Origin of the sequence: Paenibacillus phytohabitans, assembly GCF_013141775.1 — a bacterium.
GTDB lineage: Bacteria > Bacillota > Bacilli > Paenibacillales > Paenibacillaceae > Paenibacillus_AQ > Paenibacillus_AQ phytohabitans.
Genome location: NZ_WHOB01000031.1, coordinates 1 through 15720 on the forward strand (window position 1 = coordinate 1; position 15720 = coordinate 15720).

13 protein-coding genes are annotated in these 15720 nt (G+C 53.5%); 5 read left to right on the forward strand and 8 right to left on the reverse strand.

Going from position 1 to position 15720, the window contains the following annotated elements; all coding sequences use genetic code 11:
• Positions 1-332 precede the first annotated feature (332 nt).
• On the reverse strand, positions 333-1940 hold the full coding sequence (pyrG, locus tag GC101_RS12670) for a CTP synthase (RefSeq protein WP_039309630.1): 1608 nt from the start codon (positions 1938-1940) through the stop codon (positions 333-335).
• Between the two features lie 409 nt (positions 1941-2349).
• Complete coding sequence (gene rpoE / locus GC101_RS12675; RefSeq protein WP_039309628.1) at positions 2350-2913, reverse strand: DNA-directed RNA polymerase subunit delta; 564 nt, start codon at positions 2911-2913, stop codon at positions 2350-2352.
• A 420-nt stretch (positions 2914-3333) separates the two neighbouring features.
• Here rpoE and GC101_RS12680 point away from each other — a divergent pair, with 420 nt between their 5' ends.
• Positions 3334-4533, forward strand: coding sequence for a S8 family peptidase (locus tag GC101_RS12680; RefSeq protein WP_171717573.1), 1200 nt, complete (start codon positions 3334-3336; stop codon positions 4531-4533).
• Positions 4534-4624: 91 nt separating this feature from the next.
• On the opposite strand, the gene argS is transcribed toward GC101_RS12680, so the two are convergent.
• The 5 genes from argS to GC101_RS12705 form a co-directional block, all read right to left on the reverse strand.
• Entirely contained in the window at positions 4625-6310 is a 1686-nt protein-coding gene (gene argS, locus GC101_RS12685) for an arginine--tRNA ligase (RefSeq protein WP_171717574.1), read from the reverse strand.
• A complete protein-coding gene (locus tag GC101_RS12690) occupies positions 6307-6750 on the reverse strand; it encodes a YwiB family protein (protein WP_171717575.1) in 444 nt (147 codons plus the stop codon). Before GC101_RS12690 ends, argS begins: the two co-directional genes overlap by 4 nt.
• Positions 6751-6866: 116 nt before the next feature.
• On the reverse strand, positions 6867-7535 hold the full coding sequence (locus GC101_RS12695) for a GNAT family N-acetyltransferase (protein ID WP_171717576.1): 669 nt from the start codon (positions 7533-7535) through the stop codon (positions 6867-6869).
• A gap of 59 nt (positions 7536-7594) precedes the next feature.
• Positions 7595-8263 carry a GNAT family N-acetyltransferase gene (locus GC101_RS12700; protein ID WP_171717577.1) on the reverse strand — a complete coding sequence of 223 codons (669 nt, stop codon included), beginning with the start codon at positions 8261-8263 and terminating at the stop codon, positions 7595-7597.
• 15 nt (positions 8264-8278) lie between these two features.
• Entirely contained in the window at positions 8279-9136 is an 858-nt protein-coding gene (locus GC101_RS12705) for a carbon-nitrogen hydrolase family protein (protein WP_171717578.1), read from the reverse strand.
• A 223-nt stretch (positions 9137-9359) separates the two neighbouring features.
• Here GC101_RS12705 and GC101_RS12710 point away from each other — a divergent pair, with 223 nt between their 5' ends.
• The 3 genes from GC101_RS12710 to GC101_RS12720 all read left to right on the forward strand — a co-directional run bounded on the left by GC101_RS12710 (position 9360) and on the right by GC101_RS12720 (position 12963).
• Positions 9360-11432: a transglycosylase domain-containing protein gene (locus GC101_RS12710; protein WP_171717579.1), complete on the forward strand. Its 2073-nt coding sequence runs from the start codon at positions 9360-9362 to the stop codon at positions 11430-11432.
• A gap of 99 nt (positions 11433-11531) precedes the next feature.
• Complete coding sequence (locus GC101_RS12715; RefSeq protein WP_171717580.1) at positions 11532-12212, forward strand: DNA-3-methyladenine glycosylase; 681 nt, start codon at positions 11532-11534, stop codon at positions 12210-12212.
• 271 nt (positions 12213-12483) lie between these two features.
• Positions 12484-12963 (forward strand): AbrB/MazE/SpoVT family DNA-binding domain-containing protein, encoded by a 480-nt coding sequence (locus GC101_RS12720; protein ID WP_039303876.1) that lies wholly within the window; start codon positions 12484-12486, stop codon positions 12961-12963.
• A 93-nt stretch (positions 12964-13056) separates the two neighbouring features.
• On the opposite strand, the gene GC101_RS12725 is transcribed toward GC101_RS12720, so the two are convergent.
• Positions 13057-13563: a YwhD family protein gene (locus tag GC101_RS12725; protein WP_171717581.1), complete on the reverse strand. Its 507-nt coding sequence runs from the start codon at positions 13561-13563 to the stop codon at positions 13057-13059.
• A gap of 104 nt (positions 13564-13667) precedes the next feature.
• Here GC101_RS12725 and GC101_RS12730 point away from each other — a divergent pair, with 104 nt between their 5' ends.
• Complete coding sequence (locus GC101_RS12730; RefSeq protein WP_171717582.1) at positions 13668-15683, forward strand: M1 family metallopeptidase; 2016 nt, start codon at positions 13668-13670, stop codon at positions 15681-15683.
• Positions 15684-15720: the final 37 nt, after the last annotated feature.

The window sequence follows — 15720 nt, forward strand, 5'->3', positions numbered from 1 at the left end:
CCAGAATTTAAGGCAGATTGTCTATACCGCGCCCTCTCACAGCTAACGGCCCCGCTTCAACTTAGTCTATACGAAACCTATTATTCGTGCTTTGTAGCCAAAATCCTGCTAATTGGTTAAAATGCGTAAATCTATGCCATATAAAGGTGTATTTCCAGTTAAAAAGCGGTAGTACAGTCCCCTTGTAATTTGGGAGATATCATAAATGAAACCTATAACAAGAGAAAATAGAAGAATAAAGTTTAGTGTAAAATGTATATTTCCTTCATCTCCAAAAAAGAAAGCCCCCGTAAGGAGGCTCCCGCAGGACCGGCAGGCCCTGAAGATATTTATTACAGCTGTTCGGAATGGGTAAGCGATGCTTTGACAAATTCACGGAACAGCGGCTGCGGACGGTTCGGACGTGAAGTGAATTCCGGATGGAATTGCACGGACAGGAACCAAGGGTGACCCGGCAGCTCAACAATCTCAACCAGACGGCCGTCAGGGGAGGTTCCGGAGAAGACCAGACCTGCCTTCTCCATCTCATCGCGGTAAGCGTTATTGAACTCATACCGGTGACGGTGGCGTTCATAGACCAGTTCATCATCATAGCACGACATCGCCAGTGAACCAGGGGAAAGCTTGCAAGGATACAGTCCGAGGCGCATGGTGCCGCCCATATCCTCAATATCCTTCTGTTCAGGCAAGAGGTCAATCAGCGGATACGCGGTAGCTGGATCGATCTCGGAGCTGTTCGCACCGGTCATTCCGAGCACGGAACGGCCGTACTCAATCACAGACACCTGCATACCCAGGCAGATCCCGAAGAACGGAATGGACTGCTCACGCGCATAGCGGATAGCCGAAATCTTGCCTTCGATCCCGCGGTCGCCGAAGCCGCCCGGAACCAGAATGCCGCCGATGCCGCCCAGCAGCTCGTCCACATTCTCATCCGTAACCAGCTCTGCATCCACCCACCGGAGTTTCACTTCGGCATTGGAGGCAAATCCGGCATGCGACAGTGACTCTACAACACTTAAATAAGCATCATGAAGCGCTACATATTTACCGACAATAGCGATCTCAACGGTACGTTCCAGCTTCTGAATCCGTTCCAGCATGCTCTCCCATTCACGCATATCCGGCGCAGGGGTAGTCAGCTTCAGGTGGTTGACTACAATCTCGTCCAAGCCTTCGTCGCGCAGGTTAAGCGGAACTTCATACAGGGTTGAAGCGTCGCGGCATTCCACAACGGCATTCTTATCAATATCGCAGAACAAAGCAAGCTTGGCCTTCATATCATCGGTCAAAGGATACTCCGTACGGCACACGATCACATTCGGCTGAATTCCGATGCTGCGCAGCTCTTTTACACTGTGCTGTGTCGGCTTCGTCTTCACTTCGCCTGCAGCCTTGATGTAAGGAATCAGCGTAACATGAATGTACATGACATTCTCACGGCCGATGTCACTCTTGATCTGACGGATCGCTTCCATGAACGGCAAGCTCTCGATGTCCCCTACAGTACCGCCAATCTCCGTAATGACCACATCCGAACCGGTCTCACGGCCTGCGCGGAATACCCGTTCCTTGATTTCATTCGTAATATGCGGGATAACCTGAACGGTGCCGCCCAAATATTCCCCGCGGCGCTCTTTGCTGATAACGGAGGAATAAATTTTACCTGTGGTTACGTTGCTGTTCTTCGACAAATTGATATCAATAAACCGTTCATAATGCCCAAGGTCCAGGTCAGTCTCCGCACCATCATCGGTTACAAACACTTCCCCGTGCTGATAAGGACTCATAGTTCCAGGGTCTACGTTGATGTAAGGATCGAATTTCTGGATCGTTACTTTCAGACCTCTGTTCTTGAGCAGCCTGCCCAGCGAAGCGGCGGTGATGCCTTTGCCAAGGGACGACACAACGCCACCCGTTACAAAAATATACTTTGTCACTGTAAAACCCTCCTAAATAAAGTCCAGAAATTCAGGGGACGCTTGTTGTTTATCGTAACCCTTTTTTCCATCATCAAACCGGGGAACCCAAAAGTTGCTTCAGAACCGCCAAAACTTAAGACCAGAGTCCCCAGAATTACGGAAAACCGCAGTTTTTTGGCATCCAAGTAGAAACGGCTTTGCCGTCCTTTTAAAGGACGGCACCGTTTCAGCGAGAAAGATAAGGAACATTGATTGCGCGAAGCATATTAATTCTTATCTTTTAAAAAAACAAAAAAGTGACACCCGTAGACCCGGGGCACTTTTTATTTTAGAAAACATATTAACTTTCATTATAAGCCCATGCAATAGTTTACTCTGACGGTCCTGCCCCTGTCAAGGGACGAATTACACCGCCGGAAAGACTATTCTAAAATTTCTCGTCCTCTTCCTCATCATCGGCTTCGTCTTCTTCGCCGTCTTCGGAATCTTCCTCATCCGCTTCGTCTTCGTCAATGTCATCTTCATCAATGACAACATCTTCGTCAACTTCCTCTTCGCTGTCGTCGTCAGAATAGAGGTCGTCGCGATCTTCATCAATCGCATCGAAATCCTCTTCCTCCGCAGCATAATTCTCTTCTTCTTCGGCAAAGTCGTCATCTTCCAAATCGTCGTCCTCATCGTTGATGATACGTACGCGTTTGGTGTTGCCGACAGGATCATCGGAGCGTTCCAGCGGGTACCAGCGTTTCAGGCCCCAAAGGTTGGTTCCGACACAGGCAAAACGCCCGTCAATGTTAATCTCGGTATATAACTGTGCAATAGTATCTTGGCTCTCTTGATCGGTCATCCCGCGCAGCTTGGCTACCTCGACCATCAGATCACGGTAGTAGTAAGGTGTATTGGCTGCCTTAAGCACCAGGAAAGCCAGGTCGACCATCGGTATTTCTTTAACTTTCTCAGGGTCCAGCTTTAAATTGAGTGGCGTACTCACTAAAGGACACTTCCTCTCACGCATTGTTCACATTACAAATCATGCTTAATTCATGATATCCATTAACAAACCTAAGTAAAACCTATTTGCGTGCAAATTGCAAGTCTAATACACCCGCTTCTGCGGGAAAACGCAGGAGGGCTGATTATCCGTAACCTCTATGTAACCCAAATGATTCCCCTAAATTCAAAAAGGCGGAGGGAAACCCTCCGCACATGACTGTATCCACGCCAAGGATCGGCTCCTTACGGGATGTTGCAAAGGGGCCTTGCGGTTCCCTTCTGTTCATTTTATGTAATCCTCCGCCTTTTGACACGATGGGCAGCCCATTTCGCTAAAAAAGGGCAAGTTCCCATTCGGACGTCTGCCTCTTTTCATACTATATGGCAGCACGGCACCGAGGAGGGGACGGCGTAACTTATGGATTATTACGGTTTTTGGCAGATGCTGCTTGAAGAGATTAAGGCTGCCCCCACAAATGCCCAGCGGCGTATTGTGACCTTCAACGATCCCCGCATGTATGCCGGAGCGCTATCACAGTGGAAATCACTTAAGACCAAAACGCCGGGGCTGCGGCAGGTTCAGGTATCTACGCTGATCCGGGCCTTCTTCGTGCCCGCCGCCGGAGCAGGAAAGCTGATGGACCGTTATGCTGATTCCCTATGTATAGAAGAAGATCACCGGATTCAGGTTCACTCCGTGGCACCGGATAAAAGCGGTTCTGCCATGATGCCCTGGGGGGTCAAGTCGATTCATGCCCCGCAGGCCTGGTCCAAATCTACGGGAGTCCATGTGAAGATCGGCGTCATCGATACGGGCGTGGACTTCCGCCATCCCGATCTGAAGCATTCCCTCGCTTCCGGGGTCAATCTGCTGAACCGCGGTATGATGCCGCTCGATGACAATGGCCACGGCACACATATTGCCGGCACCCTGGCTGCAGCCGGAGGGACGCGCGGCATGATGGGCGTAGCCCCCAGGGCGCTGATCTATCCGGTCAAGGCTTTTGACCACAGCGGCTCCGCCTATGTGTCTGATATTGTCCTGGGCATCGATTGGTGCGTGCAGAACAAGATCGATATCATTAATATGAGCTTCGGGATGAAAAACAGAAGCAAAGCCCTGCATGATGTGGTGATCAAGGCCTACCGGGCCGGGATTGCCATCATCGCCTCCAGCGGCAACGACGGCAAGCGCGGCGGGGATTACCCCGCGCGCTATCCGGAGACTATTGCCGTAGGCGCCCTTGACAGAAGGCAGCGCGTCGCCGCCTTCAGCAACCGCGGACCGTATATCGACGTATACGGTCCGGGCGAGGGCATCCCCTCCTGCTGGCTGCGGGAGGGGTATAAAGAAATGAGCGGCACCTCTATGGCGACATCGCATGTCACCGGTGCCGCGGCCCTTCTGCTCGCGCTGCGGCCGGGGCTGTCGCCCCGCGAGCTGAAGCTGCTCCTGCGCCGCACAGCCTCGCCGGTGCGGCTGCGCAAGGGCCAGCGCCGCGCCTCCCTGGGCGGCGGCGCGGCCGATGCGCTGCGCCTGCTGCGCGCAGGCGCCCGGGCACGGCGCAGCAGCGGCAGCAGCAGCAGCGCCAAAGCCGCAGCAGCGGCGAAGGCGTAGCATGCGGCGGTGCTGCCGCCTCAGCCAGCAAGCCCACGCTAAAAAGCGCCGCCCCCGGTAACAGGGGGCGGCGCTTTGCATCATGCTATGGTTACATCCGGTCCGGTGCGGTAACGCCAACCAGACGCAGGACGTTGGCAATCGTCGTCCGCGCCGCGCCCAGCAGGGCAAGACGGGCTACGGTCTGAGCAGCGTCCTCGGTGATTACGCGCTCTGCCTTGTAGTAGCTGTGGAACAGCGAGGCAAGGTCATACACGTAACGGACCAGGCGGTGCGGTGCATAGCCTTCGGCAGCAATCGTAATTTCCGCCGGCAGCTCACCGATTTTGCGGAGCAGATCGTATTCATGGACGGCTGTAAGCTTGCTGTAATCAATGTCGGCATAATCCGGCAGCTTAATGCCCTGCTCTTCCGCCTGGCGGAAAATGCTGCAAATGCGCGCATGAGCGTACTGGACATAAAATACGGGGTTCTCATTAGATGTCGAAATCGCCAGATCCATGTCAAAGTCCAGATGAGAATCCATACTGCGCATCGTGAAGAAGTAACGGATGGCGTCCAGGCCAACCTCTTCCATCAGGTCTTCCATCGTAACGGCCTTGCCGGTACGCTTGGACATTTTGACCTTCTCGCCGTTCTGGAACAGGCTGACCATTTGGGCAATCAGCACGACCAGCTTCTCGGGATCATTGCCCAGCGCCGACATGGCAGCCTTCATCCGCGGGATGTAGCCGTGGTGGTCAGCTCCCCAGATGTTGATCATTTTGTCGTAGCCCCGGCCGTATTTGTCGCTATGGTAGGCAATATCCGGTGTGAGGTACGTGTATGTACCATCATTCTTGATCAACACGCGGTCTTTGTCGTCGCCGTATTTGGTGGTCTGCAGCCAGGTGGCGCCTTCTTCTTCATATACCTCACCGCGTTCCCGGAGCTCGTCAAGCGAACGCAGCACTTCGCCGTTCTCGTACAGGGAGGTTTCGCTGAACCAGATATCGAAGTTGACCCGGAAACGGCTGAGATCGCGTTTGATTTTGTCCAGTTCCTTGGCCAGACCGTAGGTGCGGAAGAACGCAGCGCGGTCACCCGGGGTCATTGCGAGCAGGGAGTCGCCTTTCTCAGCGACAAGCTCTTTGGCGAAGCCTTTGATATCTTCCCCGTGATAACCGTCCTCCGGCATCTCAGCCGGCTGGCCCAGCTCCTGCAGGTAACGGGTCTCGATCGATTTGCACAGATTGGCGACCTGGTTACCGGCGTCGTTAATATAGTACTCGCGCGTTACCTTGTAACCGGCATAATCCAGTACGTTACAGAGCGCATCCCCGACAGCAGCTCCGCGGGCATGGCCCAAATGCAGGCTGCCGGTTGGATTCGCGCTGACGAATTCCACTTCCACCTTCTGCCCTTTACCGATCTCTATGCGGCCATAATCGTCACCCTGCTCGGCAACAAGGGCAATAACAGGATACAGATAGCTTTTGGATAACGTGAAGTTGATAAACCCCGGACCGGCAATTTCCGCCTTCTCAATAGAAGCGCTACCGGTATCCAGGTGCTCGATAATGGCCTCAGCGATTTGCCGCGGATTGCGTTTGGCAATTTTGGTAAGCTGCATAGCGGCATTGGTAGCCATATCTCCATGCGCCTTGTCTTTGGGTATTTCCAGCACGATAGCCGGAAGCTCTTCCCGGGACACCAGGCCGGCAGCTACGATAGCCTCGGCAATAGCCTCTTTCACCCGTTCATTGGCTAGCTGAAGCGGATTTAAACTTTGTGTCATGATTGTGGTTCCTCCTGTATATTCAAACTTATAGCGAACTGTCCTGATAACTCATCATAAACGTACAAGTCGTACTCCCATGTAACCGCAAGCTTCCTTCCGGCGCGTATGATGTCGAGCTTCCGGGTATCGGTGATGAAATTAAACTGTGTATAAGGCGAGCGGTAGAACCCCGGCAGACGCTGGCCCGGCTCAAAGGATTGCTCCGACTGGACACCGCCATGGCGGATTAGCTTGATTCCACGGTCCGAAATCTTCAGGGTGTTGCGCACAGAAACCTCACCGCCCTGAGGGCCTGCCTGCGTTTCTTCATAGCGGATATACAGGAATTGCCCTTTCATAATGGCTTCCCCTGCGCTTTGCACCACATTCCGCTCACCGCCCTGCACGCTTTCCAGCGTTACGCTAACGGCATATTTGCCTTGCTGTCCTTCAGTCATTGCACGTTCCTCACTTATTCATACTAATATTCATTAAGGTCATATTCGCTTTCCCATTGTACACTATATCCTGATCCGGAAGAGTAGTTCAATGGCTATTTCTCCGGCAAAAATAATTACAACGGCAGCAGCACCAAGTGCTCTCTGCTTCTAAGCTGCTCCACCATGGAGGTCCACGACTCCGGCTTATCTTCCAGCACTGCGTAATAACGGGTCAGAAAATCAGCAACGAGCGGCGCCCCGATCTCCTCCAGCTCTTCATTTCCGGGCATAAAACATAGATCCAGACCGGATACCGCCTCCCCGTCACCCTGCCAGGAAGGATGGACATACGGAAAATCGATCCGCTTATACCCCAGATGCGACAGCACTTCGCGGCGCACAAACGGGTCCATCGGCTTAATCCCCCCGAAGTCATGCTCTACCCGGTAAGGATCATAAATCTCGGCGAACATTCCGAACAGCTCCCTGCCATTGTCAGCCGCCAGCTTCTGCAGATCCTTCAGCCGGTGCTGTGCCAGAAAGCGGCCTACGCCCAGCCCCTCCCGGCCAATAATAGTGAAATCGGTCATCGCCACATTCCAGTCCGCATAGTAACGGTATTCCGTGGTGCCGACAACTGTACCTTCATGCACTGCGGTGAACACACGAATGCCGGGATCCTCCAAGGGTTCCTTCCATAAGCTGTATTCCAGCACTTCCTCGGGTGGAAATACTTCGGACAGCAGCTGATGTACTTGTCTGAACAAAGGATCGGCTACATTTGTAATCCTTCTATATTCCATAGTAAGGGCTCTCCTCCAATACCGGTTGTAGTTACTATTATAGAAAATTTTAGAAAAACTTATAGAAAAGGATTCCGCCATTCCATAAGCGCTGCGTAATTTCCCGATTCCTCATCTTCCAGATAATCCGCTACAACGCCGACCGGTACACGCCCGCAGCGCAGCAGAAAAGTAATGACCGGATCAGACCAGGTACCGGCCACTACTCCGGCCAGATACGCTTCCGCCGGCATCCGGGCGGCCATTAGATGATAGCCCGGCATCCGCCCGGCTCCCAGCAGCCGTTCCAGCTTTTGCTCCACTACAGCATGATACAACGCCTGTACCAGCTCCTTGCCCAGTCCAAGCTTGCGGTATTTGGGGCGGACACACAGATCGGCAATATACAGCGTGTTCCCGTCCGGCTGATGTGTAGTGAGATATCCGTCATCCGTAACTTCCGACCAGGTATGATGAAGGGCCGGTGTCTCCGGATCATAATGGATTCTAAGTCCCGTTACCGAACCGGCCAGTTCTCCGTCCACCTCTGCACATAGTGCCCCTTCCGGGAAAAGCGTTACATGATTCAGCAGCTGTTCCCGGTTCCACCACAGCTCTGCAGGATAGGGCGGCGGAAAGGCTTCGGACTGAATCGTGACCAGTTCCGCGAAATCGGCTTCCGTATAGCTGCGGATTACCGCAGGCACCGGGGTTTTACCTTCAAAAGCGTAGAAGCTCTTATAATACATTCATTTTCTTCCTCCTTAGATCCAGTCCGTGTACAGATCCGTCCGGCGGTCGCGCCACGTAGTTACAGATCCGTGTTCACGGACGCGGTACAGCAGCTCCAGATCCAGATCGGCAGTGATGATCATATCGCCGCCTATTTCCCCCTCGGCCAGCAGGCCCTGCGGAGGGAAGGGAATATCATTAGGCGTAATGACTGCCGCTTGCCCAAAGTTGGCACGCATCAGATCCACGGTAGGCAGCGAGCCTACAGTGCCTGTCAATACAACGTATACCTGATTCTCAATGGCACGGGCATGGCTGGTATACCTCACCCGGTGGAAGCCATGACGGTCATCTGTACAGGAAGGGCAGAAGATCACATCCGCACCCTTGGCCCGGGCCATGCGTACAATCTCCGGAAATTCGATATCATAGCAGGTTAGCATGGCGATGGTCCCTTTGTCTGTCTGGAAGACCTCCAGTCCTTCACCAGCGCCCATATTCCAGCCCTCAACTTCAGCCGGTGTGATATGAAGCTTGGCCTGCTCGGCAATTCTTCCGTCCGGGTAAAACAGGTGAGCTACATTATAGAGCTTATCGTTCCGGCGCAGCACATGGGTGCCCCCGATAATATGTACAGCATATTTCCTGGCATAGCCGGAGAACATCTCCCGGTAACGTTCTGTGAACTGCGGCAGATCCTCTATACCGAGCGCTTCTCCCTGTTCATTGCCTATGGACATCAGCTGTGTCGTCAGAAATTCGGGGAACAGGATAAATTCAGCTCCGTACTCCCCTGCAGTCCTTATATAGTGCTCGCACCGGGCGGCAAACTCCGCGAAGGAGGAAATGGTATGCAAATGATATTGTACAGCGGATACGCGAATAGCCATGGCGGCAATCCTCCTATACGTGATATGGCGTGCATTCATAAAGTAACTAAAATTTTACCATAACAGATCACAAAATCACACAGGATGGAGATGCTGCGTGCCGCCGCATGAATATCTCCTCTCTTCCTTCCCCATAATGGAGAATACCAGCAGAGACGCCTTCGCCCACTTAATTAAGTGGTAACCCGGCCTTTTCTGCATGAAATAGAAGGAGCCTGATGTTATGCCGCGCGATTCTACTGCACCCAAAGTCCCGAAACGCCGCCTCCGCCGGCTCTTCCGGCTGATGCTCTTCTCTGTCCTGCTGTTCCTGGCGGGCGCCGGAGTCCTGCTTGGGTTCCTATATCAGAAACCGCTACCTCCTCTAGGGGATGATATCCGCTCCAGACTGCTTGACTCCAGGGGCAATGTACTGACTACCTTCACTACTGACGGACGCAGCCGTGATCCTGTGGAACTTAAACAAATCTCTCCGCTGCTCATCAAGGCCACTCTGGCTGTAGAGGACCGTAAGTTCTATAGTCATGCCGGCTTTGACCTCAAAGGAATGGGCAGAGCGGTACTAGCCAACCTGCAGGCAGGAGGGCGTACGCAAGGGGCCAGTACACTAACCCAGCAGCTTGCGCGTAATTTGTACCTGACCCATGAGAAAACTTGGACCCGCAAGAGCAAGGAGGCTCTCTACACCCTCCAGCTGGAGATGAAATACAGCAAAGACGAGATTCTGAACATGTATCTAAATGAAATCTATTATGGTCACGGTGCCTATGGTATTGAAGCCGCTGCCCAAATGTACTTCGGCAAACCGGCCGCTGACCTGGATCTGGCGGAGAGTGCCCTGCTGGCCGGAGTTCCCAAAGGCCCCACCTATTACTCGCCCTACACGCACCTGGATAGTGCTGTTAAGCGGCAGGGTATCATTCTGGCAGCTATGATCGATGTAGGGGATATCACGGAATCGCAGGCGGAGGCCGCCGCCAGGGAGAAGCTGACCTTCAAACCGCAGGGGCAGAAGGATACCACTGTAGCCGCTCCTTATTTCCGCGATTACGTGCGCAGCCTCGTTATAGACAGTCTGCATATCAGCAGTGACGAACTGGATCAGGGCGGGCTGAATGTCTACACAACACTTGATCCGGATATGCAGCGGGCTGCGGAAGAGGCCGTGGATCAGGGAATGGACCATAGCAGCGAGCTGGAAACTGCCCTGGTGTCCATTGACCCCCGTACCGGCTATGTGAAGGCCATGGTCGGAGGGACCAATTACCGTTCGAGCGCGTATAATCATGCCCTGGCCACCACACGCCAGCCCGGTTCTTCTTTTAAACCGATTATGTATTTATCCGCGCTGTCTTCCAAGGAGATGACCGGGTTGTCTGTCTTCAACAGCCAGCCGACACTGTTCCACTATGACAACAACCGCAAAACCTATCAGCCCCGCAACTTCGGCGATAAGTATCTCGGTGAGATCAACATGAAGCAGGCAATTGCCGCTTCCGACAATATTTATGCCGTAAATACAATTATGAAGATTGGCGCGGACAAGGTGGCCGCTATGGCTGCTGCTATGGGAATCAACAGTCCGCTGCAAAGTGTCCCGTCTCTGGCGCTCGGCACTTCCCCTGTCAGTCCGCTGGAGATGGCTTCCGCCTTCGCAGTTATCGGCAATGGCGGAGTTAAGCAGCCTGTTACCGCAATTCTGAAAATTACAGATGCGGGCGGACATCTTCTATATGAAGCTCCGCAGCCTCAAGGGCAGTCTGTGGTAGAACCGGCCGCCGCTTATGTGCTGACCCGGCTGATGGAAGGCGTATTTGAGAGCGGAGGAACGGGTAACCGCGTAGCCTCGATGATCAAACGCCCGGTCGCCGGCAAAACAGGCACTACCGACACAGACGGCTGGATGGTGGGCTTCACTCCTGAGCTCTCCACTGCGGTCTGGGTAGGTTACGACAAGGGCCGGGATATTGCCACCGCGGATGGAAGACGTGCAGCGCCTATCTTTGCGCAGTTTACGGAAAAAGCGCTGGAGAATATACCGCCGAAGATTTTCCCGATTCCTGATGGCGTGGTCAGCGTATATATCAATCCGCAGTCCGGCAAGCTGGCTACAGCAGCCTGTCCGGAGAAGGAGCTTACGACCTTCATCAGCGGCACTGAGCCTACTGAGTACTGCGACCAGCATGCCGCCTCCGGCTCCGATGCTCCCCCGGATGGGAGCAACCCTGAGATTGCCGAGCCTGTCAAGGAGGACCATTCGCTGTGGAATGACATCAAACGCTGGTGGATGAACTGATCCGGCATTGCTGCCGCCGGAGACTTGCGTTACGATGGGATGAGCCCGGCAAGGCGCTCTCTTAAGCGTTAGTCCGCCGCAGGAAGGTGTCAACCATTCATGAAGCTGAATTCTTCAGGCGGACCGGACCATTCAGCCCCGCAGCGGCTGCTGCCGCCTGCACTCTATGCGCTTGCGGCAGTAGACGCTGCTCCGCGCCTCCTGGGCCAGCATCTCGTCCGGCGCACCGAAGATGGTGATATCCGCTGCCGTATTGTGGAGACTGAAGGGTACGGCGGCGCTGAAGACAAAGGGAGTCATGCCTACGGAGGGCGGCGGACAACCCGTACAGAAGTAATGTTCAGCGCCGGAGGCGCTACGTATGTATACCTGATCTACGGGATGCACTATTGCTTCAATGTGGTTACCGCTGCTGAAGACGATCCGCATGCGGTCCTGATCCGTGCAGTGGAGCCGCTTACCGCCAGGGACGCGGAGCTTATGGCTGCATACCGGGGAGTTGCTGTCCGGAAGCCTTCGGATCTGTCCGGCGGCCCGGGCAAGCTGTGCCGGGCACTGAGGATAGACAAAAGCCTCAACATGGCCAGGCTTGATCTCCGCGGGGGGCCAATATGGCTGGAGCAAGGTGAAGCCCCGGAATCTCTGGATATTGTCCAGGCTCCGCGCATCAATATTCCCTATGCAGAAGAATACGCGCTGAAGCCTTGGCGTTACTATCTCCGGGGCAATCCCTATGTCTCGGTCAACAGCACGGATGCCCAGCCGGTTATCCTCAACTGAAGATAGTTTCATTCCGCTGTTTCGGCTGGGCTATTTTGGGTAAAAAATAGAGAACCCTAATAAACCTCTCCCTTGGGATTACCCGAAGGGAGAGGTTTTATATTTTTTCTGGCCCCGGACCCTCTCCTGCGCCGTAAAACGGGCTATTTCCCGTATAAGCGACAAGAAACAACATAATTTGTATGCGCTTTCCCCGTTCTCTAAACTTACAATTACTGCTATAATCAGAGATATCCACAAAAAATATAAAGATGTAAATGAGGGACATGGGATGAAAGATACAGGCATGATCCGGAGTTTAGACAGTCTTGGTAGAATTGTGGTTCCCGTAGAAATCCGCATGACACGAAATATTGACATTGGGGATCCCATCGAGTTTTTTATTCTGAATGAGGAAATTATCGTCCTCAGAAAGTACACCTCCACAGAATGCACATTTTGCAGAAGCCTTGATCATGTAACCTACTATAAAGATCAATTCATTTGCAATACCTGCCTCAAAGAGCTGAGCGACCCCGGGCGCGGATCTGAAGAGATCACAATCTCTCCAGGCCCTGCAGAGGAGAACGCCGAACCTGTCCGCAGTGGACGGAGAACGAAGACGGAGGAAATGAGCCAGCGGCTGGAGAAAGCGATGGAGGACCACCCCTATGCCAACCAGAAGGAGCTTGCCGAGGTGCTCGGAATCAGCCAGGCCAGAGTAAGCCAGTTGAAGCGCAAGCTAAATACTGCCGGCAGAGTGACTCCATAGCAGCGCATATCCCATCATCTTATACATAAGGCTTGGCCCTCTGCTAACAGAGAGCCAAGCCTTGTTTTTTGATATTCATGTTCGTTCAGCTTACTACTCCGACAATGCCGCTTTCAGCTCGTCAGGCGAAGCGGCCCACCACTCTTCATTATGGGCGATCAGCAGTGATTTCAGCGCTTCCCGCTCCGTAGACCCAAGTCCCTCTACAATAATCTTCCGTTTCAGGGCAGCATCCAGCTTATTGACATGATCGGCAAGAATCTTCCAGCCCCGGCGGGCTTCGGAATCAATCCACATCTCACAGGCGGTAATTCCGCCGTAGAACTGGCTCTCCGGTGTACGGTCCACAGCAACCCAGACCACCCAGACCTGTCTTCCTTCCGGTACACCCTCACGGTTCACGGAGAATTTAATCCCCTTCTCCACTTTGCTCTTGGCATGCATGGCACCGATATCGATAACGGCGATACCTTGATCAATAATAACAGGCGATACATTACCCAGATCAATGGAGCCTGCCCCGAAGCCTTTATGCTTACTCTTGGCATTCACAATATTCAAGGCAATCTGCTTTTTGCCCTCTGGTTGTACGTTATCCACAAGTGCACATCCTTTCCATTCACTAATTATTTAATTTTAGCTAATAATGCGCCGATTGCAAACATATACATCCCGTAGATGCTTGTCACGGGAGGAATCACAGTATGAAGCCACATTCATTAAGGTATACCCTCATCTTCGCAGCTCTGGCTGTTCTCACCTTGCTTGGAGGCGGAATATGGTTTCTTTCAGGGCACAGCCCTGCCGTATGGACTGCCTCTGCCCCAAAAGAGGCCAAGTCCCCCGCCGTCCTGCCGCAGCAGCAAATTGTGCAGTCCACTCTTCCGGAGATTACTCCGCCTCCGGTGTCGGAGGTTTTAAGCCAGCGTGTGGTGGAATATCACATGGATGTTCAGCTGCTGGCCGATACGGGAACCTTAGCAGCTTCCGAAACGGTGACCTGGATCCATCCGGGCAAAAAACCGGTCCAAGAGCTCTATTTTCACCTTTACCCCAATGCATTCGCTTCCGGCAATACAACCTTTATGAAGGAATCCGGAGGAACGCTCCGGGGCGACTCCATGCCTGCGGGCGGATACGGCAGCTTGACGCTGACGGATCTTCGGACCTCCGAGGGGATTTCGCTAATGCAGCGCACCCAGTATGTGCAGCCTGACGACGGCAATGTGAATGACAAGACCCTGCTTAAGGTCCACCTGCCCCAGCCGGTAAACGGTGGTGAGAGCGTAACACTCAAACTCCAGTTTGAGGTCAAGCTGCCGAAAATATTCGCCCGTATGGGAACCGCCGGCAACTTCGTCATGGCCGGCCAGTGGTTCCCCAAGCTCAGCGTCTATGAGCCTGCAGGCACAAGGGGAGTACAGGAGGAAGGCTGGAATCTGCATCAGTACCATGGCACATCTGAGTTCTACAGTGATTTCGGTATTTACAATGTAACCATCTCCGTCCCGTCCGATTACAAGGTTGCCGCCACCGGATTTCCGGTGAAGAACGCGCGGCTGGTACAGGACCGCAAAATCTATCAGTTCTACGCAGATGATGTTCATGACTTCGCCTGGGCGGCATCGCCGGATTTTGTGGTTGCCGAGAAGGCCTTCTCCGCGCCGCAGGTGCCCGGAGTAAAGATCAAGCTCTATCTGGACCCGCTGCATAAGGATCTTCAGGAGCGCTACTTCCAGGCCGCAGAGGCTGCCCTGACCGCCTTCAGCAAATGGTATGGCCCGTATCCTTACTCCACCTTATCCATTGTAGTCCCGCCTGAATCTGGCAATGGGGCCGGGGGGATGGAATATCCGACGCTGATCACTGCCTTCGGTGCTGCCGAGGCATCGCCCGGCACCTCGCTTGAGCGGACCGTGATCCATGAGATCGGTCACCAGTATTTCTATGGCATGGTCGCCAGCAATGAATTCGAGGAGGCGTGGCTGGACGAGAGCTTCACCTCATATGCCGAAGACCGGCTGATGGAGCAGGAATATGGCGTTGCCTCAAGCCTCCCGCTGCAGTCCAGTCTGGTCTCCTCCTCGCAGCCGCTCAATCTGGAGACGTGGAAATACACCGGAGATGATGCCTACACACGCAATGTCTATATCCGGGGCAAGCTGGTGCTCCGTGACATCGAACGGTTAGCAGGAGCCAAGAACATGGATGCCATTCTCGCTGCTTATGCCCGTAAATACCGCTTCAAGCATCCCTCAACCGCTGACTTCCAGAAGATTGTGGAGAAAGTGACCAAGCAATCCTGGCAGACTTATTTTGACCAGTATGTCTACAGCGGCGGAGCCCCTGATTTTGCAGTAGACGACATCAGGCTCACGGCTAAACGGGACGGCGGCAACGGAGCGGGGATTCAATATGATGCTGTAGTTGAGGTAAGCAACAAGGGCAGCCATTATGGGGATGTCCCTGTAAAATTTATTTTCTCGGACGGGTACTCGGTTCAGCAATACTGGAACGGCGAAGGGAAGACAACATCGTTTGAATTATCGTATAAAGCACCTCTGGTCTCCGCCGAGATTGATCCGGGACATTCCATACTGCTGGAGAGCAAGCATATCAATAATTTCAGAATGGCGGAGCTTGAGCACAATACTCTTTCCCGCTGGACGCTCAGTGCGACGACACTGCTTGAAACCCTGCTCGGAACTCTTGTCTGGTGAGGTGAAGGATTGTGAAAATTTCGATAACCCGCGGTTG

What these genes read in the sequence shown, in the direction of transcription:
- GC101_RS12715 (WP_171717580.1), top strand. Translation starts at nt 11,532, where the DNA reads ATGAAGCTGAATTCTTCAGGCGGACCGGACCATTCAGCCCCGCAGCGG.
- GC101_RS12710 (WP_171717579.1), top strand. Translation starts at nt 9,360, where the DNA reads ATGCCGCGCGATTCTACTGCACCCAAAGTCCCGAAACGCCGCCTCCGC.
- argS (WP_171717574.1), bottom strand. Translation starts at nt 6,310, where the DNA reads ATGACACAAAGTTTAAATCCGCTTCAGCTAGCCAATGAACGGGTGAAA.
- GC101_RS12695 (WP_171717576.1), bottom strand. Translation starts at nt 7,535, where the DNA reads ATGGAATATAGAAGGATTACAAATGTAGCCGATCCTTTGTTCAGACAA.
- GC101_RS12690 (WP_171717575.1), bottom strand. Translation starts at nt 6,750, where the DNA reads ATGACTGAAGGACAGCAAGGCAAATATGCCGTTAGCGTAACGCTGGAA.
- GC101_RS12680 (WP_171717573.1), top strand. Translation starts at nt 3,334, where the DNA reads ATGGATTATTACGGTTTTTGGCAGATGCTGCTTGAAGAGATTAAGGCT.
- GC101_RS12720 (WP_039303876.1), top strand. Translation starts at nt 12,484, where the DNA reads ATGAAAGATACAGGCATGATCCGGAGTTTAGACAGTCTTGGTAGAATT.
- GC101_RS12730 (WP_171717582.1), top strand. Translation starts at nt 13,668, where the DNA reads ATGAAGCCACATTCATTAAGGTATACCCTCATCTTCGCAGCTCTGGCT.
- GC101_RS12700 (WP_171717577.1), bottom strand. Translation starts at nt 8,263, where the DNA reads ATGTATTATAAGAGCTTCTACGCTTTTGAAGGTAAAACCCCGGTGCCT.
- GC101_RS12705 (WP_171717578.1), bottom strand. Translation starts at nt 9,136, where the DNA reads ATGGCTATTCGCGTATCCGCTGTACAATATCATTTGCATACCATTTCC.